The sequence below is a fragment of the Streptomyces sp. RKAG290 genome (assembly GCF_023701695.1).
Lineage (GTDB): Bacteria > Actinomycetota > Actinomycetes > Streptomycetales > Streptomycetaceae > Streptomyces.
The window spans coordinates 5,120,997-5,145,986 of the sequence record NZ_JAJOZC010000001.1; the positions used below are offsets into that span (position 1 = coordinate 5,120,997).

Annotated in this window: 20 protein-coding genes and 1 pseudogene; 9 read left to right on the top strand and 12 right to left on the bottom strand. The window is 71.1% G+C overall.

Annotation, left to right across the window (positions count from 1 at the left end; translation table 11 throughout):
* Positions 1 to 43 precede the first annotated feature (43 nt).
* The gene (locus LNW71_RS22520) at positions 44 to 997 is read right to left on the bottom strand and encodes a metal ABC transporter substrate-binding protein (protein ID WP_250969876.1); all 954 of its coding nucleotides are present in this window, start codon (positions 995 to 997) and stop codon (positions 44 to 46) included.
* Positions 998 to 1,163: 166 nt separating this feature from the next.
* On the opposite strand from LNW71_RS22520, the gene LNW71_RS22525 reads away from it, so the two are divergent.
* Both LNW71_RS22525 and LNW71_RS22530 read left to right on the top strand, forming a co-directional pair.
* Positions 1,164 to 2,546 (top strand): glycine--tRNA ligase, encoded by a 1,383-nt coding sequence (locus LNW71_RS22525; protein WP_250969877.1) that lies wholly within the window; start codon positions 1,164 to 1,166, stop codon positions 2,544 to 2,546.
* Positions 2,547 to 2,637: 91 nt separating this feature from the next.
* Positions 2,638 to 2,844 (top strand): hypothetical protein, encoded by a 207-nt coding sequence (locus LNW71_RS22530; RefSeq protein WP_123526083.1) that lies wholly within the window; start codon positions 2,638 to 2,640, stop codon positions 2,842 to 2,844.
* A 110-nt stretch (positions 2,845 to 2,954) separates the two neighbouring features.
* Here the strand turns inward: LNW71_RS22530 and LNW71_RS22535 are convergent, their stop codons facing one another.
* Both LNW71_RS22535 and LNW71_RS22540 read right to left on the bottom strand, forming a co-directional pair.
* Positions 2,955 to 3,542, bottom strand: a complete 588-nt coding sequence (locus LNW71_RS22535) for a TetR family transcriptional regulator (protein ID WP_250969878.1) — start codon at positions 3,540 to 3,542, stop codon at positions 2,955 to 2,957.
* Positions 3,543 to 3,732: 190 nt separating this feature from the next.
* Complete coding sequence (locus LNW71_RS22540; protein ID WP_250969879.1) at positions 3,733 to 4,746, bottom strand: aldo/keto reductase; 1,014 nt, start codon at positions 4,744 to 4,746, stop codon at positions 3,733 to 3,735.
* A gap of 473 nt (positions 4,747 to 5,219) precedes the next feature.
* On the opposite strand from LNW71_RS22540, the gene LNW71_RS22545 reads away from it, so the two are divergent.
* The gene (locus LNW71_RS22545) at positions 5,220 to 5,447 is read left to right on the top strand and encodes a DUF6243 family protein (RefSeq protein WP_250969880.1); all 228 of its coding nucleotides are present in this window, start codon (positions 5,220 to 5,222) and stop codon (positions 5,445 to 5,447) included.
* A gap of 143 nt (positions 5,448 to 5,590) precedes the next feature.
* Here LNW71_RS22545 and LNW71_RS22550 read toward each other — a convergent pair whose 3' ends face one another.
* Positions 5,591 to 7,009, bottom strand: coding sequence for an MFS transporter (locus tag LNW71_RS22550; RefSeq protein ID WP_250969881.1), 1,419 nt, complete (start codon positions 7,007 to 7,009; stop codon positions 5,591 to 5,593).
* Between the two features lie 151 nt (positions 7,010 to 7,160).
* On the opposite strand from LNW71_RS22550, the gene LNW71_RS22555 reads away from it, so the two are divergent.
* Positions 7,161 to 8,081 (top strand): helix-turn-helix domain-containing protein, encoded by a 921-nt coding sequence (locus LNW71_RS22555; protein ID WP_250969882.1) that lies wholly within the window; start codon positions 7,161 to 7,163, stop codon positions 8,079 to 8,081.
* On the opposite strand, the gene LNW71_RS22560 is transcribed toward LNW71_RS22555, so the two are convergent.
* On the bottom strand, positions 8,051 to 9,568 hold the full coding sequence (locus LNW71_RS22560) for an MFS transporter (protein WP_250969883.1): 1,518 nt from the start codon (positions 9,566 to 9,568) through the stop codon (positions 8,051 to 8,053). The genes LNW71_RS22555 and LNW71_RS22560 overlap by 31 nt on opposite strands.
* Before the next feature lie 102 nt (positions 9,569 to 9,670).
* Here LNW71_RS22560 and dusB point away from each other — a divergent pair, with 102 nt between their 5' ends.
* The 4 genes and pseudogenes from dusB (at position 9,671) to LNW71_RS22580 (ending at position 16,228) form a co-directional block, all read left to right on the top strand.
* On the top strand, positions 9,671 to 10,819 hold the full coding sequence (dusB, locus tag LNW71_RS22565; RefSeq protein WP_250969884.1) for a tRNA dihydrouridine synthase DusB: 1,149 nt from the start codon (positions 9,671 to 9,673) through the stop codon (positions 10,817 to 10,819).
* 571 nt (positions 10,820 to 11,390) lie between these two features.
* Positions 11,391 to 14,152 (top strand): annotated as a pseudogene (gene ppdK, locus LNW71_RS22570) (pyruvate, phosphate dikinase).
* Between the two features lie 530 nt (positions 14,153 to 14,682).
* Entirely contained in the window at positions 14,683 to 15,702 is a 1,020-nt protein-coding gene (locus LNW71_RS22575; RefSeq protein ID WP_250972108.1) for a helix-turn-helix domain-containing protein, read from the top strand.
* 115 nt (positions 15,703 to 15,817) lie between these two features.
* The gene (locus tag LNW71_RS22580; RefSeq protein WP_250969885.1) at positions 15,818 to 16,228 is read left to right on the top strand and encodes a VOC family protein; all 411 of its coding nucleotides are present in this window, start codon (positions 15,818 to 15,820) and stop codon (positions 16,226 to 16,228) included.
* Between the two features lie 18 nt (positions 16,229 to 16,246).
* On the opposite strand, the gene LNW71_RS22585 is transcribed toward LNW71_RS22580, so the two are convergent.
* The 4 genes from LNW71_RS22585 to LNW71_RS22600 all read right to left on the bottom strand — a co-directional run bounded on the left by LNW71_RS22585 (position 16,247) and on the right by LNW71_RS22600 (position 21,456).
* Positions 16,247 to 17,176 (bottom strand): oxidoreductase, encoded by a 930-nt coding sequence (locus tag LNW71_RS22585; RefSeq protein WP_250969886.1) that lies wholly within the window; start codon positions 17,174 to 17,176, stop codon positions 16,247 to 16,249.
* Positions 17,177 to 17,262: 86 nt separating this feature from the next.
* Positions 17,263 to 17,622 carry a nitrite reductase small subunit NirD gene (nirD, locus tag LNW71_RS22590; RefSeq protein WP_250969887.1) on the bottom strand — a complete coding sequence of 120 codons (360 nt, stop codon included), beginning with the start codon at positions 17,620 to 17,622 and terminating at the stop codon, positions 17,263 to 17,265.
* Positions 17,622 to 20,216: a nitrite reductase large subunit NirB gene (nirB, locus tag LNW71_RS22595; protein ID WP_250969888.1), complete on the bottom strand. Its 2,595-nt coding sequence runs from the start codon at positions 20,214 to 20,216 to the stop codon at positions 17,622 to 17,624. Before nirB ends, nirD begins: the two co-directional genes overlap by 1 nt.
* Before the next feature lies 1 nt (position 20,217).
* The gene (locus LNW71_RS22600) at positions 20,218 to 21,456 is read right to left on the bottom strand and encodes an FAD-dependent oxidoreductase (RefSeq protein ID WP_250969889.1); all 1,239 of its coding nucleotides are present in this window, start codon (positions 21,454 to 21,456) and stop codon (positions 20,218 to 20,220) included.
* A gap of 206 nt (positions 21,457 to 21,662) precedes the next feature.
* On the opposite strand from LNW71_RS22600, the gene LNW71_RS22605 reads away from it, so the two are divergent.
* Entirely contained in the window at positions 21,663 to 22,451 is a 789-nt protein-coding gene (locus tag LNW71_RS22605) for a TSUP family transporter (RefSeq protein WP_250969890.1), read from the top strand.
* 64 nt (positions 22,452 to 22,515) lie between these two features.
* Here LNW71_RS22605 and LNW71_RS22610 read toward each other — a convergent pair whose 3' ends face one another.
* From LNW71_RS22610 to LNW71_RS22620, 3 genes are all read right to left on the bottom strand, one after another.
* Complete coding sequence (locus LNW71_RS22610; RefSeq protein WP_250969891.1) at positions 22,516 to 23,139, bottom strand: class F sortase; 624 nt, start codon at positions 23,137 to 23,139, stop codon at positions 22,516 to 22,518.
* Positions 23,140 to 23,238: 99 nt separating this feature from the next.
* A complete protein-coding gene (locus tag LNW71_RS22615; protein ID WP_250972264.1) occupies positions 23,239 to 24,066 on the bottom strand; it encodes a hypothetical protein in 828 nt (275 codons plus the stop codon).
* A 380-nt stretch (positions 24,067 to 24,446) separates the two neighbouring features.
* Positions 24,447 to 24,905, bottom strand: coding sequence for a DUF5990 family protein (locus LNW71_RS22620; RefSeq protein ID WP_250972109.1), 459 nt, complete (start codon positions 24,903 to 24,905; stop codon positions 24,447 to 24,449).
* Positions 24,906 to 24,990: the final 85 nt, after the last annotated feature.

The window sequence follows — 24,990 nt, forward strand, 5'->3', positions numbered from 1 at the left end:
GCGCGGTTCGGGTGGGTCGGCTCGGGCTGGGCGGTCGCGTCGCTCACTTCGCGCCGAGTGCCTTCTGCAGGGCGGCGAGGTTGGACCGCATGACCTCGATGTAGTCATCGCCCTTGGACTTGCCGGTGATTCCCTCCAGCGGGTCCAGGACGTCGGTCCGCAGGCCGGTGTCCCGGGCGACGGTCTTCGCCGTCTTGTCGCTGGCGAGGGTCTCGAAGAAGACGGTGGTGACCTTCTTCTTCTCCGCGACGGAGTGCAGTGCGCTGATCCGGGCGGGGCTGGGCTCGGCCTCGGGATCGATGCCGGCGATGCCCTCCTGGGTGAGGCCGTAGCGCTCGGCCAGGTATCCGAAGGCGGAGTGGGTGGTGATGAACGTGGTGGTGGCGGTGTCCGTCAGGCCCTTTTTGTACGCACTGTCGAGCGCGCCGAGCTCGGTGACCAGGGCGTCGGTGTTCTTGCGGTAGTCCGCGGCGTGGTCCGGGTCGGTCTTCTCCAGGGACTTCCCGACCCCCTTGGCGACCTCGGCGTACTTCACCGGGTCCAGCCAGACGTGCGGGTCGGCGCCGGGCTCGTCGCCCTCGTGCTCGTGGGCGTGCTCCTCGCCCCCGGCCTCGGTGCCGTGGTCCTCCAGCGTGGTGAGCCCCGCCGCGTCCACGGTGTGCTTCGACTCGGACAGCTCCACCGCGTCGTCGACGGCGGGCTGGATGCCCTTCAGGTACACGATCAGGCCGGCGTCGCTGAGTCCGCCGATCTGCCGCGGGCTGAGCTCCAGGTCGTGCGGCTCCTGCCCGGGCTTGGTGAGCGTGGAGACCGAGACGTGGCTGCCGCCGATCCGCTCGGCCAGGAACTGCATCGGATAGAACGACGCCACCACGTCCAGCCTGTCACCGCTCTTGTGGCCGGCGGCGTCGGATGCCGAGCAGGCGGACAGCGCGGTGAGCCCGAGGACGACTGCTCCGGTGACGACGGCGGTGGGTATGAGGCGACGTTCGTTCATGACAGTCATTTTCAACAAAAGTGGAAACGATTGTCAACAAGGCCGATGAGATGCCCTCGGCGGCGGCTGTTCGGCGACTGTGCGGATACCGATTTGATCGAAGGGGCGTGCCCGCCGGTAATCTGGGGCATTCGCCGTTCGTCGCCGTCGTAATGAAGAGAGCACCGTGGCCGCCGACAAGATCGACTCCATCGTCAGCCTGAGCAAGCGCCGTGGCTTCGTTTTCCCCTGTAGCGAGATCTACGGTGGTCAGCGTGCCGCCTGGGACTACGGACCGCTGGGCGTTGAGCTCAAGGAGAACCTCAAGCGTCAGTGGTGGCGCTACATGGTCACTTCGCGCGAGGACGTGGTCGGGCTCGACTCGTCGGTCATCCTGGCCCCCGAGGTGTGGGTGGCCTCTGGCCACGTCGCCACGTTCTCCGACCCGCTGACCGAGTGCACCTCCTGCCACAAGCGCTACCGCGCGGACCACCTGGAGGAGGCGTACGAGGAGAAGCACGGCAAGCCGCCCGTCAACGGCCTGGCCGACCTCAACTGCCCCAACTGCGGCAACAAGGGCACCTTCACCGAGCCCAAGCAGTTCTCCGGCCTGCTCTCCACCCACCTCGGCCCGACCCAGGACTCCGGCTCCGTCGCCTACTTGCGTCCCGAGACCGCGCAGGGCATCTTCACCAACTTCGGCCAGGTGCAGCAGACCTCGCGCAAGAAGCCGCCGTTCGGCATCGCGCAGATGGGCAAGTCCTTCCGGAACGAGATCACTCCGGGCAACTTCATCTTCCGCACCCGCGAGTTCGAGCAGATGGAGATGGAGTTCTTCGTCAAGCCGGGCGAGGACGAGCAGTGGCAGGAATACTGGATGGAGCAGCGCTGGAACTGGTACACCGGCCTCGGCATGCGCGAGGAGAACATGCGGTGGTTCGAGCACCCGGCGGAGAAGCTCTCCCACTACTCCAAGCGCACCGCTGACATCGAGTACCGCTTCCGCTTCGGCGGCAGCGAGTGGGGCGAGCTGGAAGGCGTCGCCAACCGCACGGACTACGACCTGAAGGCCCACTCCAAGGCCTCGGGCACGGACCTGTCCTTCTTCGACCAGGAGGCCGGCGAGCGCTGGACCCCCTACGTCATCGAGCCGGCAGCCGGCGTGGGCCGCTCGGTCCTGGCCTTCCTGCTGGACGCCTACATCGAGGACGAGGCGCCCAACGCCAAGGGCGTCATGGAGAAGCGCACCGTGATGCGCCTCGACCCGCGCCTGGCGCCGGTCAAGGTCGCGGTCCTGCCGCTGTCCCGCAACCCGCAGCTCTCCCCGAAGGCCAAGGGCCTCGCGGCCGACCTGCGGCAGAACTGGAACATCGAGTTCGACGACGCGGGCGCCATCGGCCGCCGTTACCGTCGCCAGGACGAGATCGGTACGCCGTTCTGCGTCACCGTCGACTTCGACACCCTCGACGACAACGCGGTGACGGTGCGCGAGCGCGACACCATGAAGCAGGAGCGCGTCTCGCTGGACCAGATCCAGGCGTACCTCGGCTCCCGACTGCTGGGCTGCTGACCCTTCGCGTCTGCTGAACGAAGCCCCCGGTTCCCCGAACGGAGCCGGGGGCTTCGTGCACACTGGGCACAATCGTCCACAGGAGGCTCGGATGCCGTCCATGACCACGAGCAAGGTCAGCAGATGGGACCAGCACGGCCGTGAACACATAGTCCACGTAAGGAAGTCGGGGATGCAGCGGCAGTTGAGCTGCGACACCTGTGACTGGCGCAAAGGCGTGCAGTTCCTGCCCTGGCTCAAGGCCGAGGAACATCTCGCCGAGGCACACCAGGCGACGGTCGACCCCACCGCGACGTAGCGCGCGTCCCGTCCCGCGGTGGCCTGCCCCACCGGCGGTGGTCCTGCCGGTCGTGGTCGCTCCGGCCGTGTCCCGGCGTCTGTGGGCAGGTCGTGAAGGTGCAGCGTCCTTCAGGCGCGCAGGCCTCGCAGCAGCAGGTCCGAGACGGCGGTGAACTCGGCGACGATGGCGGGCTTCTGCCACTCGGCCGCGTACGCGGGGTCGTGGAAGCGTGCCGTCGCGTCGAACACGGCCTGGGCCGCCGCAGCAGGGTCCTCCACCGCGAACTGCCCCTCTGTCACCCCCTCCTCGATCACCTCGCGCAACTGGCCGACCAGTTCGCGGATGTGCTCCTCGACCACGGTGCTCTCGCCCATCAGCACCTCATAGGTGGCGAACAGCTCGGGGTCGTCACCCGCCTTGTGCCGCTTGGCCTCGAACAGCGTCTCCAGCCACTGCCGCAGCTTCGCCGGGGCAGGCTGGGCCGAGGCCCGCAGGATCTCGGTGAGCGCCAGTTCCGTGCGGGTCAGCCAGCGGCCGGTCACGGCCTCGCGCAGGGCGGCCTTCGTGCGGAAGTGGCGGTAGACGCTGCCGTGGCTGACGCCGAGCGCACGGGCCACGTCGACCACGGTCGCCTTGGCCGGGCCGTAGCGGCGCAGCACGTCCTCGGTGGCTTCGAGGATGCGCTCGGGGGTCAGCGGGTCGGGCGGGGGCGTCATGGTGGGTGTGCTGCCTTTCGGGGGCGTCGTGCGGTTTCCGTCCGGACGCTTCACCGGCGGGCTGTCCGGCAGGTTGCCCGGGTGCCGGGGGCCCGTTTCGCGCCTCGGGTGCGGCACGGGCGCGGTACCGGGAAGGACCCGGGTGCGAGTGCCCGGTGCGGCCGGACCCTGCTGTGACCGTACCCGGAGGTCAGCGCTCGCTGTCCAGGTGGGCCATCTGGCTCTCCGGGTAGCGGGCGCCCGCGGCCGAGCCTGCCGGGACGGCCTCCTCGATCGCGGCGAGATCGGCGGCGTCCAGCCGGACGTCCAGCGCGCCGATGGCCTCGGTCAGCCGGTCGCGGCGGCGCGCGCCGACCAGCGGTACGACGTCCGTGCCCCGGGCCAGGACCCAGGCGATGGCGATCTGAGCGACCGTGACGCCCTTCATCTCGGCGATCTTGCGCAGCGCGTCGACCAGGTCGAGGTTGTGCTGGAGGTTCTTGTCCTGGAAGCGGGGGCTCATGGACCGGAAGTCGCCGGCGGCCAGCTCGCGGTCGCGGGTGAAATGGCCGCTGATGAGGCCGCGGGAGAGCACCCCGTACGCCGTGATGCCGATGCCCAGCTCGCGGCAGACGGGCAGGATCTCCGCCTCGATGGACCGGGAGATCAGTGAGTACTCGATCTGCAGATCGGAGATCGGGGCCACGCCCGCCGCCCGCCGGATCGTGTCCGCGCCGACTTCGGACAGTCCGATGTGGCGGACGTGCCCGGCCTCGACCAGTTCGGCGATGGCGCCGACGGTCTCCTCGATCGGGACGTCCGGGTCGACCCGGGCGATCCGGTAGACGTCGATGTGGTCGGTGCCCAGTCGCTGCAACGAGTAGGCCGCGAAATTCTTGACCGCTGCCGGGCGGCCGTCATAGCCGGTGAAGGCCCCCTCGACGGTCCGCAGCGCGCCGAACTTCACGCTGGTCAGGGCCTGTTCGCGGGCAGCGGTCGGGGCGGTGCGCAGGGCCTCGTTGATCAGCAGCTCGTTGTGACCCATGCCGTAGAAGTCGCCGGTGTCCAGCAGGGTGATGCCGGATTCGAGCGCGGCGTGAATGGTGGCGATCGACTCGGCCCGGTCGGTCTCGCCGTACAGCGCGGACATGCCCATGCAGCCGAGGCCGAGCGCGGAGACCTGCGGGCCGGTGGAGCCGAGAGCGCGGGTGTGGAGGGCGGTCATGAGAACTCCCGGGTGGCGGAGGGGGTGTGGTGAGGGAAAGGGGTGCGGTGGACGACGGGAGGGCGCGGATGGGTGCCGCGCATACCGTCCAGTCGAGCATGGCACTTGTGATGACAGATTTCAATATCTGTCATTCCATGTTCGCCCGGAAGGGCTACGGAGACCGTTCGGCGGGCTGCCCAGACCAGCCCGACGAGCTGTCAGGCGGGGTTGCCCGGCAGAGCCGGCCCACGGGCTCGCTGAAAGGCCGTCGCCCGGGCCGTCCGTCGAAGGCCCGTCCCAGGCCACCCGGCGAGGTGACACGGCGCCCGGAAATCTGGGTGCTGGGGCCACCCGGGCCGGGGTACCGTTTCCGCATGTCTTCGTTCTTCCAGATCTACGAGTGAGAGCGCGGCGGGTCCGACCACCCGCCGCCCGCCGGATCGATCCAGGGTCGCTTCAGACCTCACTTTCACCACGAATGGGAGAACCCCGTGGCCAAGAGCCGTAACAACCTTCTCGGTGTCGGCGGACAGCGCAAGAAGGTGTCCCGCGCCGAGCAGCAGGGTGCCGGTTCCGAGCGCAACGCCGACCGGAAGACGGCCGCCGAGCAGAAGCAGGAGCTGCTGCGCAAGATGCGGGAGCGTTCCGGACACGCCCCGCAGTCCGACGACGCCGCCGAGCAGGACGCCCCGGAGCAGGACGCCCCGGCGCAGAGCTGACCCCCTCTCGGCGAAGAGCACCCCGTAGGACCGTGGGCCCGGAACATCTCAGGCGTTCCGGGCCCACTCCCGTACCGCCGCACTCCCGTACCGCCGCACCACCTCTCCGCCCCGCGAACGCGCCCCGCGAACGCCCCCCCCGCTCACGCGACCGTGCGCGGCAGCCGCAGACTCAGCAGCGTCGTGAGCACCACCGCGGCCAGCTGCACCAGCAGCGTCACGACCAGCGCGTCCCGCATCCCCGACCCCGGTGCCAGCGCCAGGAACAGCGAGCCGAGCGTTGCCACGCCCAGTGCCAGCGCCGCCTGCTGAGTCGTCGTCATGACCCCGCCGCCCACCCCTGCCCGGTCCGGCGGTACGTCGGAGAGCACGATGCGGAACAGAACGGGCAGCTGGAGCCCCTGGCCGAGCCCGGCGACGGCCATCCCCGGCAGCAGCCCCAGCAGTCCCAGGCCGGACCAGTCGCGCCAGACGGTGACCGCCAGCACCACCACCCCGGCCCCCTGGATGATCCCGCCGGCCGTCACGACCCGGCTGCCGTACCGCCGCACCAGCCGCGGACCCGCCAGCGAGGCCGCGAAGAAGGCCGCCGCCATCGGAGCCATCGACAGGCCGGACGCCGCCGGGCCCAGCTTCAGGCCCTGCTGGAGCGCCACCGCGATGACGAACATGAAGCCGCCGAAGCCGACCGAGAACGGCAGCACCAGCGACAGCCCGCGCCGCAGCGAGTCGAGCCGCAGCAGGCTCGGCGGGACCAGCGGGATGCGGCCGCTCCGGTCGGCCCGCCGCTCCACCCGGTAGAAGGCACCGGCGGCGAACGGGAACAGCGCCAGCGAGACCCAGGTCCACAGCGGCCATCCCGCCGCCCGCCCCTCGGTCAGCGGGGCGAGCAGCGCCACCAGTGAGGCGGCCAGCAGCAGCGTGCCCGGTACGTCGACAGGTGCGGGCCGCTCCGAGCGCGTCTCGGGCATCGTGCGGGCCGCCAGCACCAGACCCACCGCCGCCACCGGCACGTTGACCAGGAACACCGACCGCCAGCCCGCGCTCTCGCCGAGCACCGAGGACAGCGGCGCGGCGGCGACCAGCACCCCGCCCAGGATCTGGCCCGCGACCATGGAGAGCCCGGCAGTCGCCCCGTACAGGCTCATCGCCCTGGCCCGCCGGTGCCCCGAGGTGGCCGCCTGGATCGTGGCGAGCACCTGCGGCAGCATCAGCGCCGCCGAAGCGCCCTGGGCCACCCGCGCCCCGACCAGCATCCAGGCGTTCGGTGCCAGGCCGCAGGCCAGTGAGGTGAGCCCGAACGCGGCGATGCCCAGCAGGAAGAGCCGGCGGCGGCCGGCCATGTCGCCGAGCCGGCCGCCGAGCACGAGCAGGACGGCGTAGGCGAGGCCGTAGCCCGCGACCACCAGTTCCAGCAGCGCGGGGCCCGCGGCGAGGTCGTGGTCGATGGTGGGAAGGGCGACGTTGACGATGAAGAAGTCGATCAGTGGCAGGGCCGCGCCCAGCAGCACGGTGAACAGTCCCAGCGCGCCGAGCACCGGCGTGGGGTGGTCGTGCCGCACGACGGGGCGGCGGTGGCGGATGTCTTCGGCCGTACAGAGGATTCACTCACGGCATCGACGATGGCTGTTCACACAGCCTGGTACCAGAGTGTCTTTATCCTGGTACAAGTAGCACCTGGCACCGCGCCGGGCCGTCCAGCAGGCTGGAGGAATGACGACGATGGTGACCGCAGCCCGGACGGGCCCCGCAGCCCCGGCGTATTCCGGCCCCTCGGAGGCCCCGGACGTCCCCGAGACCGAGATCCGGCGGCACGAGCTCGCGGACTTCCTGCGCAGTCGCCGGGAGCGGATCACCCCCGAGCAGGTGGGCCTGGTCCGGGGCCGCCGCAGGCGCACGCCCGGGCTGCGGCGGGAGGAGGTGGCCCAGCTCTCCGCCGTGGGCGTCACCTGGTACACCTGGCTCGAACAGGCCCGTGACATCCAGGTCTCGCCCCAGGTCCTCGACGCACTCGCCCGCGCGCTGCTGCTGGACCGCAGCGAGCGCAGCCACCTCTTCTCCCTCGCCGGGGCCGTCGATCCGGCGCCCGGCACGGAATGCCCGAGCCTCACCCCGGCGCTGCGCGCGATGCTGCGGCAGCTGGAGCCGATCCCCGCGTGCGTCCAGAACAGCCGGTACGACATCCTCGCCCACAACCGGACCTACGCCCGGCTGCTCTGCGACCTGGACGCCGTCGCGATCGAGGACCGCAACATCATGCTGCTGGCCTACACGAACGAGGAGTGGCGGTCCTCCGTCATGGACATCGCCGAGGTGACCCGCCTCATGACCGCGAAATTCCGCGCGTCCATGGCCGAACACCTCGCCGAGCCCTCCTGGAAGGCGCTGCTCAAGCGGCTGGAGGCGGCCTCACCGGAATTCCGGGAGACCTGGGCGCGGCACGAGATCGTCGGACCCGGCGGCCGTTCCAAGGTCTTCCGCAACGCCTACGTGGGGCTGCTGCGGCTGGAGACCACCGACCTCTGGCTGGGCCCGTCCGCCGGGCCGCGCCTGGTCACCTACGCACCGCGCGACAAGGAGACCCGCGAGCGGCTCCAGCGCCTTCAGGACCTCGTGCCCGACGCCGAGGACTGACCGGCGGCGGGCGAGGCCGCACCGGCGGCCGTCTCCTTGGACGCCACCGGGGCCTCCTCCAGCCGTTCGGCGGTCCGGCGGGCCGTACCCCGCGCCCAGCGTCCGCTGCTCAGGGCCCCGACCAGCAGGACACACACCCCGCAGCCGGTGATGATCCACCAGACGGGCCTGCTCGCCGCCACGAAGTCGCCGGCCGGCCCGCTGCCGTACGAGGAACCGGCACCGGACATCCCCGCCGCCAGTACCGCCCCGATCACGGCGACGCCCAGCGTCTGCCCGATCTGGCGGCTGGTCGAGGCGACCGCCGCGGCCACACCCGCCTGGGAACGCGGCATGCCGGAGACGGCGGTGTTGGTGATGGGCGCGTTCACCGAGCCGAAGCCGAGGCCGAACAGCACGTACCCGGTGAACATCAGCACGTTGTCGGTCTCCGCGTCGAACACCGCGAACATCAGCCCGCTGGCCGCCATCGCGATTCCGGCGGCCAGCAGCGGGATGCGCGGTCCGCGGCTGGCGACGAGCCGCCCCGACAACGGCGGCAGGACACAGACCACCGCCGCCATGGGCAGCATGTACAGGCCGGCGTCCAGCGCGCTCAGCCCCCGCACGTCCTGAAGGTAGAGCGTGTTGACGAAGAGGAAGCCGCCGAGAGCGGCGAAGGCGCTGACCGCGATGACGGTGGCTCCGCTGAACGGGGCGCTGCGGAAGAACCGCAGATCGATCAGCGGATCGCTGCGCCGGGGCTCGTACACCAGCAGGCCGGTCAGCGCGGCCGCCGCGAGCGCGGCGAAGAGCAGGATCTCCGCGGAGGTCCACCCCTTCTGCGGCGCCTCGATGATCGCGTACGTCAGCGAGCCGAGCAGCGTGATCACCAGCAGCTGGCCCACCGGGTCGGGGCGGCGGGCCTTCGCGGCACGCGACTCCGGGATGAACCGCCAGGTCAGCAGCAGTGCGGCGATGCCGACCGGCAGGTTGATCCAGAAGATGGACCGCCAGCCCACGGAATCGACCAGCGCGCCGCCGACCAGGGGGCCCGCGGCCATCGAGATGCCCACGACACCGCCCCAGGCGCCGATCGCCCGCGCGCGTTCGCGGGGGTCGGTGAAGGTGTTGGTGATGATCGACATCGCGACCGGGTTGAGCATCGAGCCGCCGACGGCCTGCACCATGCGGAACACGATCAGGGTCTCCAGGCTGGGCGCGATCGAGCAGAGCGCCGAGCCCAGCGTGAAGAGGACGAGGCCGGCCATGAAGACCTTGCGTCTGCCGATCCGGTCGGCGGTGGATCCCGCGAGCATCAGCAGGGAGGCGAGGACGAGCGTGTACGCGTCGATCGTCCATTGCATCCCCGCGACGCTCGCGTCCAGGTCCTTGCGCATGGCGGGGAGGGCGACATTCAGGACGGTGCTGTCGAGGCTGACGATCAGCAGGCTCATGCAGCAGATCGCCAGTACCAGCATCCGTCCCCGGTGGCTGAGCTCGGGCATACATGGATAGTACGGCTAACTAACGACTGCTCGCCGCCAGTACCGGCAGGGCCCCCGCATCCGGCCGCCCGAGCAGTTCCCCGCGTACGCGACAATGGGGGAATGACCACGCTCGCCCCCGCGCCCCAGCTGCTCCGCATCGGCCCGCACACCGTGCAGCCGCCGGTGGTCCTCGCCCCCATGGCCGGCATCACCAACGCGCCCTTCCGCACGCTGTGCCGGGAGTTCTCGGGCGGCAAGGGGCTGTTCGTCAGTGAGATGATCACCACGCGGGCGCTGGTCGAGCGCAACGAGAAGACCATGCAGCTCATCCACTTCGACGCGAGCGAGACCCCGCGCTCCATCCAGCTGTACGGAGTGGACCCGGTCACGGTCGGCAAGGCCGTCCGCATGATCGTCGACGAGAACCTCGCCGACCACATCGACCTGAACTTCGGCTGCCCGGTCCCCAAGGTCACCCGCAAGGGCGGCGGCTCGGCGCTCCCGTACAAGCGGCCGCTGCTGCGCGCGATCCTGAACCAGGCGGTCTCGAACGCCGGTGATCTGCCGGTCACCATCAAGATGCGCAAGGGCATCGACGACGACCACCTGACCTACCTCGACGCCGGCCGGATCGCCGTGGAGGAAGGCGTCACGGCCATGGCCCTGCACGGCAGGACCGCTGCCCAGCACTACGGCGGCACCGCCGACTGGGAGGCGATCGCCCGCCTCAAGGAGCACGTCCCGGAGATCCCCGTGCTCGGCAACGGCGACATCTGGTGCGCGGACGACGCCCTGCGGATGATGCGCGAGACCGGCTGTGACGGCGTCGTCGTGGGCCGCGGCTGCCTGGGCCGCCCCTGGCTCTTCGGTGATCTGGTGAGCGCCTTCGAGGGTGCGCCGACGCGGCAGACGCCCTCCTTGCGCACCGTCGCGGACGTCATGCTGCGCCACGCGACGCTGCTCGGGGAGTGGATCGGCGACGAGACCCGTGGCGTGATCGACTTCCGTAAGCACGTGGCCTGGTACCTCAAGGGCTTCGCGGTCGGTTCCGAGATGCGCAGGAACCTCGCGGTCACCTCCTCGCTGGAGGAGCTGGGCTCCCAGCTGCACGAGCTGCAGCTGGACCAGCCGTGGCCGGACGGTGCGGACGGGCCCCGCGGACGCACCTCGGGCAACAACCGGGTGGTGCTCCCGGACGGCTGGCTGAAGGACCCGTACGACTGCGCGGGCATCGGCGCGGACGCGGAACTGGACACGTCCGGGGGCTGAGAAGCGCCGGGGGTGGAGGGGCACGCGGTGCCTCTCCACCCCCTTTGCTCGTTTGAGCGCGAAATCCGGCCGGAATCGATGAGATGCGGCTCGATTCCGCGCGGGCCGACACTTCTGGCGAACCGAGAGCACTGGATTCCACCCCGGAGTGGCAATCGGTGATCAGAATATCACCCACAGCTTCCCTGGAGGCGTCCGGATGGTGACATCTGAGCGGTGCCCTCGGCGTGATCCTCGCCACCCTTGAGTCTCACTTTGCTCAGATGAGCGCATTTAGCGGGTCTGCACTACTCAAATGATGGCACTGGGTGCCAGGGTGCTGCACTTTGATCGATCGACGCTTCCGCTACGCACCGTCGCTACTTACGGATGTGACGGTTGCGATGCGTGAGGATTCGTTCAAGAGATGAACGCACGCGCTCCGCGGTCTGCTCGGCGGCTCACTTTCGATCTGCTGGCGGACGGGTGGTTACGGCCGCACGACGCGCAAGTGGACGTACCCAGACACCTTCGATCTGGGTATGTTCCTCGCCGTCAGGGCAGCCACCGCGTCCTCGAGGAGTCGAGACCCGTGTCGGAAAACAAAGATCCCCATGTATCCACCCCGGAATCCCGGGAGCCTGCGGGTCAGAAGTTCGTTTATGACTTCACCGAGGGCAACAAGGATCTGAAGGACCTGCTCGGCGGGAAGGGTGCCAACCTCGCCGAGATGACCAACCTCGGGCTCCCCGTCCCTCCGGGCTTCACCATCACCACCCAGGCGTGCAAGGTCTACCTGGACAGCGGTGACGAGCCGGCCGCGCTGCGCGACGAGGTGAGTGCACACCTCGACGCGCTGGAGAAGCGGATGGCCAAGAAGCTCGGCCAGGCCGACGACCCGCTGCTGGTCTCCGTCCGCTCCGGCGCCAAGTTCTCGATGCCCGGCATGATGGACACGGTCCTCAACATCGGGCTCTCCGACGCCTCCGTCGTCGGTCTCGCCGCCCAGGCCGGTGACGAGCGGTTCGCGTGGGACTCCTACCGCCGCCTCATCCAGATGTTCGGCAAGACCGTCCTCGGGGTCGACGGCGACCTCTTCGAGGAGGCGCTGGAGGCCGCGAAGGAGGCCAAGGGCGTCACCGTCGACGTGGACCTCGACGCGGCCGACCTGAAGAAGCTGGTCAAGCAGTTCAAGAAGATCGTCGCGCGGGACGCCGGACGTGACTTCCCGCAGGACCCGCGCGAGCAGATGGACCTGGCCATAAAGGCCGTCTTCGAGTCGTGGAACACCGACCGGGCCAAGCTCTACCGCCGCCAGGAGCGCATCCCCGGCGACCTCGGCACCGCGGTCAACGTCTGCTCCATGGTCTTCGGCAACCTCGGTCCGGACTCGGGTACGGGCGTCGCGTTCACCCGTGACCCGGCCAGCGGCCACGCCGGCGTGTACGGCGACTACCTGCAGAACGCGCAGGGCGAGGACGTCGTCGCCGGTATCCGCAACACCGTGCCGCTCGCCGAGCTGGAGTCCATCGACAAGAAGTCGTACGACCAGCTGATCGCGATCATGGAGACGCTGGAGACCCACTACAAGGATCTCTGCGACATCGAGTTCACCATCGAGCGCGGCCAGCTGTGGATGCTGCAGACCCGGGTCGGCAAGCGCACCGCGGGCGCCGCCTTCCGGATCGCCACCCAGCTCGTCGACCAGGGCCTCATCGACGAGGCCGAGGCACTGCAGCGGGTGAACGGCGCGCAGCTGGCGCAGCTGATGTTCCCGCGCTTCGACGACACGGGAGCGCGGGCCGGCGAGGGGCCGAAGCTGCTCGGCCGCGGCATCGCCGCCTCCCCGGGCGCGGCGGTCGGCAAGGCCGTCTTCGACTCGTACACCGCCGTCAAGTGGTCCCGATCCGGCGAGAAGGTCATCCTGATCCGCCGCGAGACCAACCCGGACGACCTCGACGGCATGATCGCCGCCGAGGGCATCCTGACCTCGCGCGGCGGCAAGACCTCGCACGCCGCCGTCGTCGCCCGTGGCATGGGCAAGACCTGTGTCTGCGGCGCCGAGGAGATCGAGGTCGACACCAAGCGGCGCCGGCTCACGGTCGGCGAGACCGTCGTCGAGGAGGGGACCTCGTCTCCGTCGACGGCTCGACCGGCAAGGTGTACCTCGGCGAGGTCCCCGTGGTGCCGTCGCCGGTCGTCGAGTACTTCGAGGGCCGGATGCACGCGGGCGCCGACGACGCCGACGAGCTGGTCGCCGCCGTGCACCGGATCATGGCGTACGCGGACCGGGTGCGCCGGCTGCGGGTGCGGGCCAACGCGGACAACGCCGAGGACGCCCTGCGGGCCCGTCGCTTCGGTGCCCAGGGCATCGGCCTGTGCCGCACCGAGCACATGTTCCTCGGTGAGCGCCGCGAGATGGTCGAGAAGCTGATCCTCGCCGACACCGACCAGGAGCGCGAGACGGCGCTGGACGCGCTGCTGCCGCTCCAGAAGGCCGACTTCATCGAGCTGTTCGAGGCGATGGACGGACTGCCCGTCACGGTGCGGCTGCTCGACCCGCCGCTGCACGAGTTCCTGCCCGACATCACCGAGCTGTCGGTCCGGGTGGCGCTGGCCGAGTCCCGCAAGGACGCCAACGAGAACGACCTGCGCCTGCTGCAGGCCGTGCACAAGCTGCACGAGCAGAACCCGATGCTCGGGCTGCGCGGGGTCCGGCTCGGCCTCGTCATCCCCGGTCTGTTTGCCATGCAGGTACGGGCGATCGCCGAGGCCGCCGCCGAGCGCAAGAACGCCAAGGGCGACCCGCGTGCCGAGATCATGATCCCGCTCGTCGGCACGGTCCAGGAGCTGGAGATCGTCCGCGAGGAGGCGGACCGGGTCATCGCGGAGGTCCAGGCCGCCACCGGCACGAACCTCAAGCTGAAGATCGGCACCATGATCGAGCTGCCGCGGGCCGCGCTGACCGCCGGTCAGATCGCCGAGGCCGCGGAGTTCTTCTCCTTCGGCACCAACGACCTGACCCAGACGGTGTGGGGCTTCTCCCGCGACGACGTGGAGGCCTCGTTCTTCACCGCGTACCTGGAGAAGGGCATCTTCGGGGTGTCGCCGTTCGAGACGATCGACAAGGACGGCGTCGGCGCCCTGGTGCGCAGCGCCGTCGAGGCCGGCCGGGCCACCCGTCCCGACCTGAAGCTCGGCGTCTGCGGCGAGCACGGTGGCGACCCGGAGTCGGTGCACTTCTTCCACGAGGTGGGCCTGGACTACGTCTCCTGCTCACCGTTCCGCATCCCCGTCGCCCGTCTGGAAGCGGGCCGGGCGGCCGCTGAGTCGCGCGGCAGCGACAGCCGCTGACGCGGCGGCACCACTGATTCCGGAGCTGTCGTCGGCTCACCAGACCCTCACCGACCCGACGGCGGCTGCGGAATTCCCGGAGGCGGCGGCACCCTGTGCGGGGGTGCCGCCGCCTCTTCATGTCCGCGGGACCCGTGGTGATCGGGGCGGGCGAGGGGCCCGGAAGGCCGCAAGCGAGCGCTTTCCATGACCCCGGTTCTCCATTGCTTCGTTTAATGCGCAAAGAGATGGGCCGGGAACGGACCGGGGTGCGGCCCATGGATCCCCACCCATGGGCCGCACCCGGCTTACCCCCGCCGGGCACGGAGCCGCACCATTGCCAACCGCCGCCGAGCGAGCAAAACCCCCCACGGCCTTCACTCGCTCTTCCGGTGGCTCTGGAATCGCACCCGACGTCGTACAGCCTTTCGGGTGACGGTGGGTCGGGGCGAGACGTTTCACCTCTGGCCGAAACCCCGTGGTGACGTGGTGTTACTACTCGCATACACTTACGAAGGGGCAATTGCAGGTGCAAGCTGGTGGGGGTTTCGGTGCTGCGTATCCATGTCTCCGGATGGGATCTCTCCAAGGTGCGGATGGCCACCGGGCCGGACGCATTGTGGGAGACCATTCTCAGTTTTCACCGGCTGAGGGACCGGCGTGCTTCCACGGTGTTCGGGAAATGGCGCTCGGAAACCCGGCCGCGGTTGAATGGTGAAGTACGTCTGCTCTCCGCGGTGGTTCCCCCGCGCGGCTATTTCCCGGATTTCCTGACGCCTCCTCAGGAGGACGCCGAGCCACTGGACTTCACCGCCGGAATGGAGGCTCTGCGCGACACCCCGCCCGAACGGCTGCAGGCCGAACTGGCGCTGCTGGGTGCCGGGGGAGCGGCCGGTGGCCGGGCCGCCGCGGTCCGGCGGGCCGTCCGGCCGGTACGGCTGGACGCGCTCGGGGAAGGGCGCGCCGAGCCCCTGGGCCGCCTCATCGGCGCCCTGCGCGGCTACCACCGCGCCGCGGTCGAACCGTACTGGCCACACATCCAGGCCAGCGTCGAGGCCGACCGTGCCGTCCGCGGCCGCGCGCTGCTGGATGGGGGTGCGGACGAGCTGCTCGCCTCGCTGCCGCCGGTGATCCGCTGGCGCGCGCCGGTGCTGGAGGCGGACTACCCGGTCGACCGCGAACTGCACCTGGACGGGCGTGGACTGCTCCTGCAGCCGTCGTTCTTCTGCCGCGGCGCGCCGGTCGTCTACCGCGACCCGCTGCTGCCGCCGGTGCTCGTCTACCCGGCCACCCATTCCAGTGCCCCGGTCTTCGCCGAACCCGGCCCCTGGCTCGGCCGGCTGCTGGGCCACACCCGGTCGACGGTCCTGCAGACCATCGGCGACGGCTGCACGACCAGCGAGCTCGCCCGCCGGGCCGGGGTGTCCCTCGCGTCGGCGAGCCAGCACGCCTGCGTGCTGCGCGAGGCGGGTCTGGTGCGCACCCTGCGCCACGGCAGCTCGGTCCTGCACACGCTGACCCCGCTGGGCGGCTCGCTGCTGCGTGGCGGGGCGCCCCTCGCCGTGTCCTGACCCGCGTGGAGCCTGCGGGCGGAATTTCTTCGGCCGGCACCGATGAGTTCCCGGCGGCCCGGTCGTCTACCTGTCGTCACGCGTTCGAAGAACACACCGAGAGAGTGAGACGGCAATGCCTCAGATGATCTTCGTGAACCTGCCGGTCAAGGACCTGGAGACGACCAAGGGCTTCTTCGGCAAGCTGGGATTCTCCTTCAACCCGCAGTTCAGCGACGAGCACACCGCCTGTCTCGTCATCAGCGACACGATCTTCGCCATGCTCCTGGAGGAGCCGCGCTTCAAGGACTTCACCAAGAAGGAGATCGCGGACGCCTCGAGATCCACCGAGGTGATCCTTGCGCTGAGCGCCGAGAGCCGCGAGAAGGTGGACGAGCTGGCCGACGCGGCGCTCGCCTCCGGCGGATCGCCCGCCAACGAGCCCCAGGACCTCGGCTTCATGTACGGCCGGTCCTTCCAGGACCCGGACCACCACATCTGGGAGGTCGTGTGGATGGACCCGTCCGCCGTCGAGGGCCAGAGCTGAGCCGGCCGGGCACCCCCTTCAGGCCCCGAGTCCCGCGAAGGTGACCCCGGTCAGCTGCTCGGACGCCACCCACAGCCGCTCGCCCGCGACATCGTCCAGCGTCCAGCGTGCCCGCCAGGACGGGGCCGGAGCACCGCGCCAGCCGAGGAACCGCGGGCCGGTGAAGGAGTCGGGCAGCACGCCGGGCGCGGTGGCCGCGTACAGGGTGGGCAGGGCCCCCGCCGAAGCGGGCTGGGCGATGATCCGGTTTCCGAGCTGGACGACGCGCTCAGCCACCCGGCGGTTCTCCATCCGGACGCCGGCCGTCTGCAGATTGGTCGACGCGTAGCCGGGGTGTGCGGCGGCGGCCACCAGCCCGCTGCCGGCCACGGCGGCGCGCCGGGCCAGTTCGTGGATGAACAGCAGGTTGGCCGTCTTCGAGCGGCCGTAGGCGATCCAGCGGCGGTAGTTGCGCTCACTGTTGAGATCGCCCATGTCGATGTCGGACAGTGCGTGCAGTCCGCTGGAGACGCTCACCACCCTGGCGCCCGGGGTGTCCAGCAGCTTCGGCAGCAGCAGCCCGGTGAGGGCGAAGTGGCCGAGGTGGTTGACGCCGAACTGGGTCTCGAAGCCGTCGGCGGTCCTCCCGTACGGAAGGGCCATCACACCGGCGTTGTTGATCAGCAGATCGAGCCGGTCCGGGGTGTACGCCGCGGCGAACTCCCGTACGGACGAGAGATCGGCCAGATCCAGCGCGGCGAACTCCACGTCCGCGCCCCGCACCGCGCCGCGGATGCGGGACACCGCCGCCTTGCCGCGCTTCTCGTCGCGGCAGGCGAGCAGCACCCGGGCGCCGCGTCGTGCCAGCTCCCGGGCGGTGATCAGCCCGATACCGCTGTTGGCTCCCGTCACCACGGCTGTACGGCCGCTCTGGTCGGGAATGTCGTTCGTGTACCGGCCCTGGGTCATGGATCAAGCCTACGGCCGGACGGCCCGATGGCCGGAAGGGCACCCACGCCAGGGCCCTCCGGCCGTCGGGCCACGGCCAACGGTGGTCAGTCCGCGCGGACTTCGAAGACCGGGACGGAGACCTCGTCGTCGTCCAGGCAGGCGCCCGTCGCCAGGTCGAAGCGCTGCTTGAGCAGCGGGGAGGCGACGAACGGCTGCCCCCGGTCGGATCCGACCAGACCGCGCGAGAGGACGTACGCCCCGGTGAACGGGTCGCGGTTGTCGATCGCGTACGCGCGCCCCGCCCGGTCCACGAAGAGCGCGACCTGCCTGCCGTCCGGGAGCAGTGCCGCGACCCCGCGGCCCGGCGTCAGCAGCGAACGGTCGCAGACCGTGAGCCAGTCGTCCCCGGCGGCGAGCCGGATGACCCGGGTGTCCTGCGCGGTCTCCATCGCCTGGGTCGTCATCAGGAGGCGGTCCCTTCAAGAGTGCGGATGGCGAGAACCGGGCCGGCGAGGATGTCCAGGTCGGGCTTGACCTGGTCGCGTTCCGGGACGAACTTCACCGACGGGTCGGGCGCGTCGGGTGCGTTGACGAAGGTGACGAAGCGACGCAGCCGCTCCGGGTCGTTGATGGTCTCGGCCCACTCGTCGCGGTAGCCGCGGACGTGGTCGGCCATCAGCCGCTCCAGCTCGTCGCAGAGCCCGAGCGAGTCGTGCACGACGACGTCCCGCACGTGCTCCAGGCCGCCCTCGATGCGGTCCAGCCAGGTCGAGGTGCGCTCCAGCCGGTCCGCGGTGCGGATGTAGAACATCAGGAACCGGTCGATCAGCCGCACCAGTTCGGCGTCCGACAGGTCCTGAGCGAGCAGGTCCGCGTGGCGCGGGGTGGCGCCGCCGTTGCCGCCCACGTACAGGTTCCAGCCGCCGGCCGTGGCGATGATCCCGAAGTCCTTGCCGCGGGCCTCCGCGCACTCCCGGGCGCAGCCCGAGACCGCCGACTTCAGCTTGTGCGGGGAGCGCAGGCCCCGGTAGCGCAGCTCCAGGTCGATCGCCATCTTCACCGAGTCCTGCACCCCGTAGCGGCACCAGGTCTGCCCGACGCAGGACTTGACCGTCCGCAGCGACTTCCCGTACGCGTGCCCCGACTCGAAGCCCGCATCGACCAGCCGGGTCCAGATCAGCGGCAGCTGGTCGACGCGGGCGCCGAACAGGTCGATCCGCTGGCCACCGGTGATCTTGGTGTAGAGGCCGAAGTCCCGGGCCACCTCGCCGATCACGATCAGTTTCTCCGGGGTGATCTCGCCGCCGGGGATGCGCGGCACGATCGAGTACGAGCCGTTGCGCTGGAGGTTGGCCAGGAAGTGGTCGTTGGTGTCCTGCAGGGCCGCCTGCTCGCCGTCGAGCACATAGCCGCTCGCGCCGACCGTCGGCGCCAGCGAGGCGATGATCGAGCCGACCGTCGGCTTGCAGACCTCGCAGCCCTCGCCGCCGCGTGCCGGCTCGCGGCCGTGCGAGTCGAGCAGCTCGGCGTACGAGGTGATCTCCAGGGTGCGGACGATCTCGTACAGCTCACTGCGGGTGTACGGGAAGCAGCCGCACAGGCCCTTGTCCTGGCTCTGCGGGAGCAGCTGGCCGATGACCTTGACGCAACTGCCGCAGCCGGTACCGGCCTTGGTGCACTTCTTCACCTCGGGCAGGGTGGTGTGCTCGCAGATCGCGCCCTTGGTGACGTTGTGGCAGGAGCAGATCACCGCTTCGTCGGGCAGTGCGGACGGGCCGAGGGTCACCGGGCCGCCCGCACCGGCCGGCAGCACCAGCTGCTCGGGGGCGACCGGCAGGACCGTTCCCGTCATCGGGCGCAGGGTGCCGTACTGGTCGGCGTCCCCGATGAGCACCCCGCCGAGCAGCGTGCCGTCCTGCCCGATCACCAGCTTCTTGTAGACGCCGGAGCGGGAGTCCGCGTACACGACGTCGAGACAGCCCTCGGAGGTGCCGTGCGCGTCACCGAAGGACGCCACGTCCACCCCGAGGAGCTTCAGCTTCGTCGACATGTCGGCGCCGGTGAACGACGCCTCCTGGCCCGCGATCACCCCGGCGGCCGTCTGCGCCATCTCGTAACCGGGCGCCACCAGGCCGTACACCCGGCCGTCCGAGGCCAGCGCGCACTCGCCGATCGCGAAGACCGCCGGGTCCGAGGTGCGGCACTCCTCGTCGACGATGACGCCGCCGCGCTGGCCGACCGCCAGACCGCAGTCCCGGGCCAGCTGGTCGCGGGGGCGCACACCGGCCGAGAAGACGACCAGGTCCGTGGCGAGCGAGGAACCGTCGGAGAGCGACATCCCGTTCACCGAGCCGTCCTCGCCCGCGGTCACCTCCTGGGTGCCGACGCCGGTGTGGACGGTCAGGCCCATGTTCTCGATGGTGCGCAGCAGCGCCGCGCCGCCGCCCTCGTCGACCTGCACCGGCATCAGCCGGGGGGCGAACTCCACCACGTGGGTGTCGAGTCCGAGGCCCTTCAGGGCGCCCGCCGCCTCCAGACCGAGGAGCCCGCCGCCGACGACCGCGCCGGTCGTCGCCGTCTTCGCGTACTCCTCGATCGCCAGCAGGTCCTCGATGGTGCGGTAGACGAAGCAGCCCTCGGTGTCCTTGCCGGGGACCGGCGGGACGAACGGGTAGGAGCCGGTGGCCAGCACCAGCGTGTCGTAGGTGAAGGTCTCACCGGAGCGTGCGGTGACCGTGCGGGCCTCACGGTCCAGGGACTCGGCCGGGTCACCGAGGCGCAGCTCGAAGCCGTGCCGCTCCATGAAGCCGGGCTCGACCAGCGACAGGTCCTGCGGGGTCTTCCCCGCGAAGTACGAGGTCAGCTGGACCCGGTCGTAGGCGGCGCGGGGCTCCTCGCAGAGCACGACGACCCTGGCGGTGCCGGCCGCGGCGGTCAGCCCGCGGTCGGCGAGGGCCTCCAGGAACCGCTGGCCGACCATCCCGTGCCCGACGACCACGACGGTCGGCAGGGATGCGGCGCTGGAGGTGTGGGCGGTCGGGGAAGTGGACACCGGCATCTCAGAAGCCTCCGTCGTTGGTGAGCAGGTGGAGCAGGGACGTTTCGGCGGGGAGCGGTTCGTCGTCCTGCCAGGTCCGGGCCAGGGTGCCGACCGCGGCGAGATCGCCGAGCAGGACACCGCCCGCCAGCCGGTCGCCGCGCACGACGACCGTGCGGTAGGCGCCGCGGGTCGCGTCGGCCAGCCGGACTACGTCGTCACCGGGCAGCGGCCTGGAGTCGCCGAAGGCGGCGAGATCGAGCGATCCGGCAGCGGGCGCCGGCGCCAGGCCGGCCGTCGTGGCCGCCGGGCCGTTCAGCGTGAGCCGGGTCAGGGCGCGGGTGCCGTCGTACCGGGCGGGCCGGCCGGCCAGCACATCGGCGAGCACATCGGCCTGTTCGAGGGCCGGGCCCGCGAGCCCGTACACGGTGGAGCGGTGCTCGGCGCAGTCGCCGACGGCGTGGATGTACGGATCGGATGTGCGCAGCTCGTCGTCGACGACGACGCCCTTGCGGACCTCCAGGCCCGCTGCCCGGGCCAGCCCGGTCCGGGGGCGCACCCCGCAGGCCAGCACGGTGATCTCGGCCGCCAGCTCATAGCCGTCGGCCAGCTCCACGGCCCGTACCGCGCCGTCGGCGCAGCGCAGCCCGCGGACCCGGCACTCGGTGTGGACCTCGACGCCGAGGGACTCCAGGTGGCGCCGCAGCAGCCCGGCGGACTCCGCGTCCAGCTGCCGCTCCATGAGGTGCTCGCCCTGCTGGGCCAGCACGACCTGGGCGCCGCACTCCGCCAGCGCCCGGGCCGCCGAGACGCCCAGGAGGCCGCCGCCGATGACGACCGCGTTCACTCCCGGCCGCACCGAGGACCGCAGCGCCAGGCAGTCGTTGAGGGTGCGGAAGGCGTGCACCCCGTCCGGCATGGTGTCGCCGAGCCCGCGCAGCGGTGGCAGCACCGGGTTGGAGCCGGTCGCCAGGACCAGCCTCCCGTAGTGCACGACGCTTCCGTCGTCGCAGTGCACCAGGCGGTCGGCCCGGTCGATCCGTACCACCCGCACCCCGCGCCTGACCTCGGCCGGGGGCAGTGCGATGACGTCCGCCGGGTACCGCCCGGCCAGCACCTCGGCCAGCAGTACCCGGTTGTAGGGGGCGTGCGCCTCCTCGCCGATGACGGTGACCTCGGGCACCCGGGCGGCGAGCCGTGCGCCCGCCATCCCGGCACCGATCACCACCACCCGCGCCGTGTTCTCCGCCTGTGTCCTCATGACGGGAAGCGTGTCCGGTGGGTGTTACCCGACCGGATCCCCCCTGTTTCCCGGGAGGAACCTTGCGCTCAGCGCCGGTGGGGAGGGCCTGTGAGGGCCGTGGAGCCTCGGCAGGCTCGGCCAGGGCTCAGATCTTCGGCCTCACGCGAGGAGGCACACGCGAGACGGTTGGACGCGACACGTGCCGTTTCCATAAAGTCGCGATCATGCCTGACATAACCCTGACCACCCTCGTCGTGCTGTGCCTCGCCGCGGGCGCGGCCGGCTGGATCGACGCGGTGGTCGGCGGCGGCGGACTGCTCCTGCTGCCCGCGCTGCTGCTGGGCCTGCCGCACGTCCCGGCCGCGCACGTCCTCGGCACCAACAAGGCGGTCGCCATCGTCGGCACGTCCGGCGCCGCCGTCGCCTACGCGCGCAAGGCGCCGGTGAAGGTCGCCGCGGCACTGCGGATCGGACTGGCGGCCCTGGCCGGGTCCATGACCGGTGCCTTCTTCGCCGCCGGGATCAGCAGCGAGGTGCTGCGGCCGGTGATCATGGTGGTGCTGCTGGCGGTCGCGGCGTTCGTGATGCTGCGGCCCCGGTTCGGCAGGGCGCCCGAGGACGGCACCGCGCCCCGCGTCACCCGGGCCCGTACCGTCACCGCGATCGTCCTGGTGGGCGGCGGCATCGGCCTGTACGACGGGCTGTTCGGGCCCGGCACCGGCACCTTCCTGGTGCTGGCGCTGACCGCGGTGCTCCACCTCGACCTGGTGACGGCCTCCGCCACCGCCAAGATCGTCAACGTCTGCACCAACGGTGGCGCCCTGGCGATGTTCGCCTACCAGGGCAACGTGCTGTGGCAGTTGGCCGCGCTGATGGCCGTGTTCAACCTGGCGGGCGGTCTCATCGGGGCGCGGATGGCGCTGAGCAGGGGCAGCGAGTTCGTCCGCGGGGTGCTGCTGGTCGTGGTGTTCTCGCTGGTCGCCAAGCTCGGCTTCGACCAGTGGAACGCGTGAGCGCCACGCGGTAACCGGTGCGCTGCCGGAGCGCGGATGCGGGGCGCCCGTGCACGGTGAGGTCTCAGCGCACGGAGGTCAGGTGTGCGTAGGCCACCACGTTGCCCTCGTATCCCGTCGACTCGGAGAAGCCGCCGCCGCAGGTGATCAGCCGCAGCGAGGCGTGCTCCGAGGAGCCGTACACCCGCTTGTCGGGGAAGTCCCGGCTGTCGTACACCTCGATCGCGTCGAGGGAGAAGACGGCGGTGCGGCCGTCCTGCCGGTCGACCTCGACGGTGCTGCCCTTCTTCAGGGAGCCCAGGTCGTAGAAGACGGAAGGGCCCTGGGCGTTGTCGACGTGACCGGCGACGATCGCGGTGCCCTTGGCGCCCGGCGGGGTGCCGTCCTTGTACCAGCCGACGATGTCGGTGTTCCCGGCCGGCGGCACATCGAGGCTGCCGTCCGGTCCGAGGCCGAGCCGCATCATCGGCGCGTCGACCCGGATGGCGGGGATGCGGATGCGGACGGGGGCCGAGGGGCGCAGCGGCTCGGCCACCGGCGATCCCGGCAGCAGTCCGGGCCCGGCGGCGAACGCCTCGGCGGAGGCCGGGCCAGGAGGGGTCAGCCGGGTGTCCGCGCCGTTGCGGATCAGCCAGACACCGGCCAGCGCCGCGACGACGAGCAGCCAGCCCTTGGCCTTCTGGGACACGGTCGTCCTCCGGGTGACGAAGGTGGATACGGCCCCCGTCCCGGTGGCGCTGGGCCACCGGGACGGAAACCAGGCGGTACGGAGAGGTGGAAGCCTCCGTCAGCTGTCTTCCTGCGTGCCGCTCGCCCGGCGACGCAGGAGCCAGGCTCCGCCGACGGCGGTCGCGGCGAGAACGCCCGCGCCCGCCGCGATCTGGGTGGTGTCCGGGCCGACGCTGCCGCCGACGCCGGTCCTGACGTGCCCCGTGGGGGCGGTGGGTGCGGCCGAGGTGCGGTGGCCGGAGGGGGTCTCGTGTTCCGAGGCGCTGTCGTACCCGGAGGAGTTCTCGCGCTCCTCGGTGCCCGGACGCTCGGTGGGGGTGCCGCGGCCGGGCACCTCGGGGGAGTCCGGCACGAGGGCGGAACCGGCGGCCTCGGCCTCGTCGAGGCCGGTGGAGTCGAGGTCCGCGGAGCCGTAGAGGTCCGCGGAGGGATCCGTGCCGGCGGGGGAGTCCGCTTCGGAGGCGTCCGCGGCACTGTCCGCCGGGGCGGTGGCGGTGCTGTCCTTGCCCGCGGTGCCGGCGGCCTTCACCTCGATCTCGCCGGTGGCCTCCTTGCCGTTCGCGCAGGACACGTCGATGCTGTACGGCCCCGGCTCGACGTTGCCCGGCACCCGGAACGAACCGGCCAGCACCTCCTTGAGGGTGGCCGGTGCCAGCGTGAAGCGGGAGGCGTCCAGGGAGCTCGCGTCGCCGGTCGCGCCGGTGTCGCTCCCGCAGGCCTTGGTGTTCACGGTGACCGTGGTGCCCGGGGCCGCGCTCGCCGGGGTGATCTCCAGCGGTCCCAGTTCGTCCCCGTACGCGGACGGGGCGGCGGCACAGAGGCCGAGCGCGGCGGCGGCGAGTGCCGCGGCAGCGGTGCCGGTCACGAGGCGAGCAGGACTGCGCATGGGGGGTTCCTCCGAAGCAGGGGGCGCTGGCGGGTGTGTCCTGAGTCCGAGCTAACGGCCGAGCGGCCACCCATGCCTGCTGACACCAAGTCAGCTTTCACCTGATCGGACCGGCGCCGCCTCCTTGCCACCCCACATCCGTGCAGGTCACGTGGGTGATGAAGGGCGGAGTGCGCAGCCCTTCGACGCCCGGTGCCGATCGGGTGACGCCCCCCGAAAGTGATGTGGCGCACGTCACACGCATGACCTCGCGGTTGCCGGGCACACGCACCACACCCCCCACGGGACGGCGTCCCCCCGCCGACCCCGGCCGCCGCCCTCATCCGACCCACCCCCCCTGGGCCCGATGAGGGCGGCTTCCTGGCCGGACGGCTGCGCGCTCACGCCGCGGCGGCGGACCACTCGATGACCGGCGGCCGGACCCGGGCGCAGAGCGGCTGTCCCTTGGCGTCGGAGAGCGGCAGCCGTGCGGTGAGGTGCCCGGAGCGCGCGGCCGCTTCGAGGACGTCCGCCCCGATGTCGGCGAACATCAGCTTGGCCCGCCGGAACATGGAGAAGAGGCCGTTCTCGTCGACCGTGCCCCACGACAGGTAGACGAAGCGTCCGCCGAGCCTGTTCTGCACGTACGGGCCGCCGATCTCCACGCCCTCCGCGGTCGCGACGGCGGTGCAGTCCAGGGTCCAGGAGGCCGAAGGGGCGTCGCCGGGCAGCAGCCCGAACAGTTCGTCCGGCCGGTCCTTGCGCTGCACGCCCACGTGGATGTTCTCGTAGCCGGCGAAGTCGCCGCCGGGCCCGCAGGTGCGGCCGGGGAGGTGTGAGCCCTCGATGTGGATCTGCATGCGCGACTGCGGCCCTGCGGCGGGAATCTCCATGTGCCCCATGGTCCCCTCTCGCAGACCCTGCCCCGACCCGGCCGCCCCGGGG

Bases quoted from the DNA above. Each gene is read 5' to 3' on its own strand.
- LNW71_RS22520 (WP_250969876.1), bottom strand. From the start codon at position 997: ATGAACGAACGTCGCCTCATACCCACCGCCGTCGTCACCGGAGCAGTC.
- LNW71_RS22530 (WP_123526083.1), top strand. From the start codon at position 2,638: ATGCCGTCCATGACCACGAGCAAGGTCAGCAGATGGGACCAGCACGGC.
- LNW71_RS22535 (WP_250969878.1), bottom strand. From the start codon at position 3,542: ATGACGCCCCCGCCCGACCCGCTGACCCCCGAGCGCATCCTCGAAGCC.
- LNW71_RS22540 (WP_250969879.1), bottom strand. From the start codon at position 4,746: ATGACCGCCCTCCACACCCGCGCTCTCGGCTCCACCGGCCCGCAGGTC.
- LNW71_RS22555 (WP_250969882.1), top strand. From the start codon at position 7,161: ATGACGACGATGGTGACCGCAGCCCGGACGGGCCCCGCAGCCCCGGCG.
- LNW71_RS22560 (WP_250969883.1), bottom strand. From the start codon at position 9,568: ATGCCCGAGCTCAGCCACCGGGGACGGATGCTGGTACTGGCGATCTGC.
- dusB (WP_250969884.1), top strand. From the start codon at position 9,671: ATGACCACGCTCGCCCCCGCGCCCCAGCTGCTCCGCATCGGCCCGCAC.
- LNW71_RS22580 (WP_250969885.1), top strand. From the start codon at position 15,818: ATGCCTCAGATGATCTTCGTGAACCTGCCGGTCAAGGACCTGGAGACG.
- LNW71_RS22585 (WP_250969886.1), bottom strand. From the start codon at position 17,176: ATGACCCAGGGCCGGTACACGAACGACATTCCCGACCAGAGCGGCCGT.
- nirD (WP_250969887.1), bottom strand. From the start codon at position 17,622: ATGACGACCCAGGCGATGGAGACCGCGCAGGACACCCGGGTCATCCGG.
- nirB (WP_250969888.1), bottom strand. From the start codon at position 20,216: ATGCCGGTGTCCACTTCCCCGACCGCCCACACCTCCAGCGCCGCATCC.
- LNW71_RS22600 (WP_250969889.1), bottom strand. From the start codon at position 21,456: ATGAGGACACAGGCGGAGAACACGGCGCGGGTGGTGGTGATCGGTGCC.
- LNW71_RS22605 (WP_250969890.1), top strand. From the start codon at position 21,663: ATGCCTGACATAACCCTGACCACCCTCGTCGTGCTGTGCCTCGCCGCG.
- LNW71_RS22615 (WP_250972264.1), bottom strand. From the start codon at position 24,066: ATGCGCAGTCCTGCTCGCCTCGTGACCGGCACCGCTGCCGCGGCACTC.
- LNW71_RS22620 (WP_250972109.1), bottom strand. From the start codon at position 24,905: ATGCAGATCCACATCGAGGGCTCACACCTCCCCGGCCGCACCTGCGGG.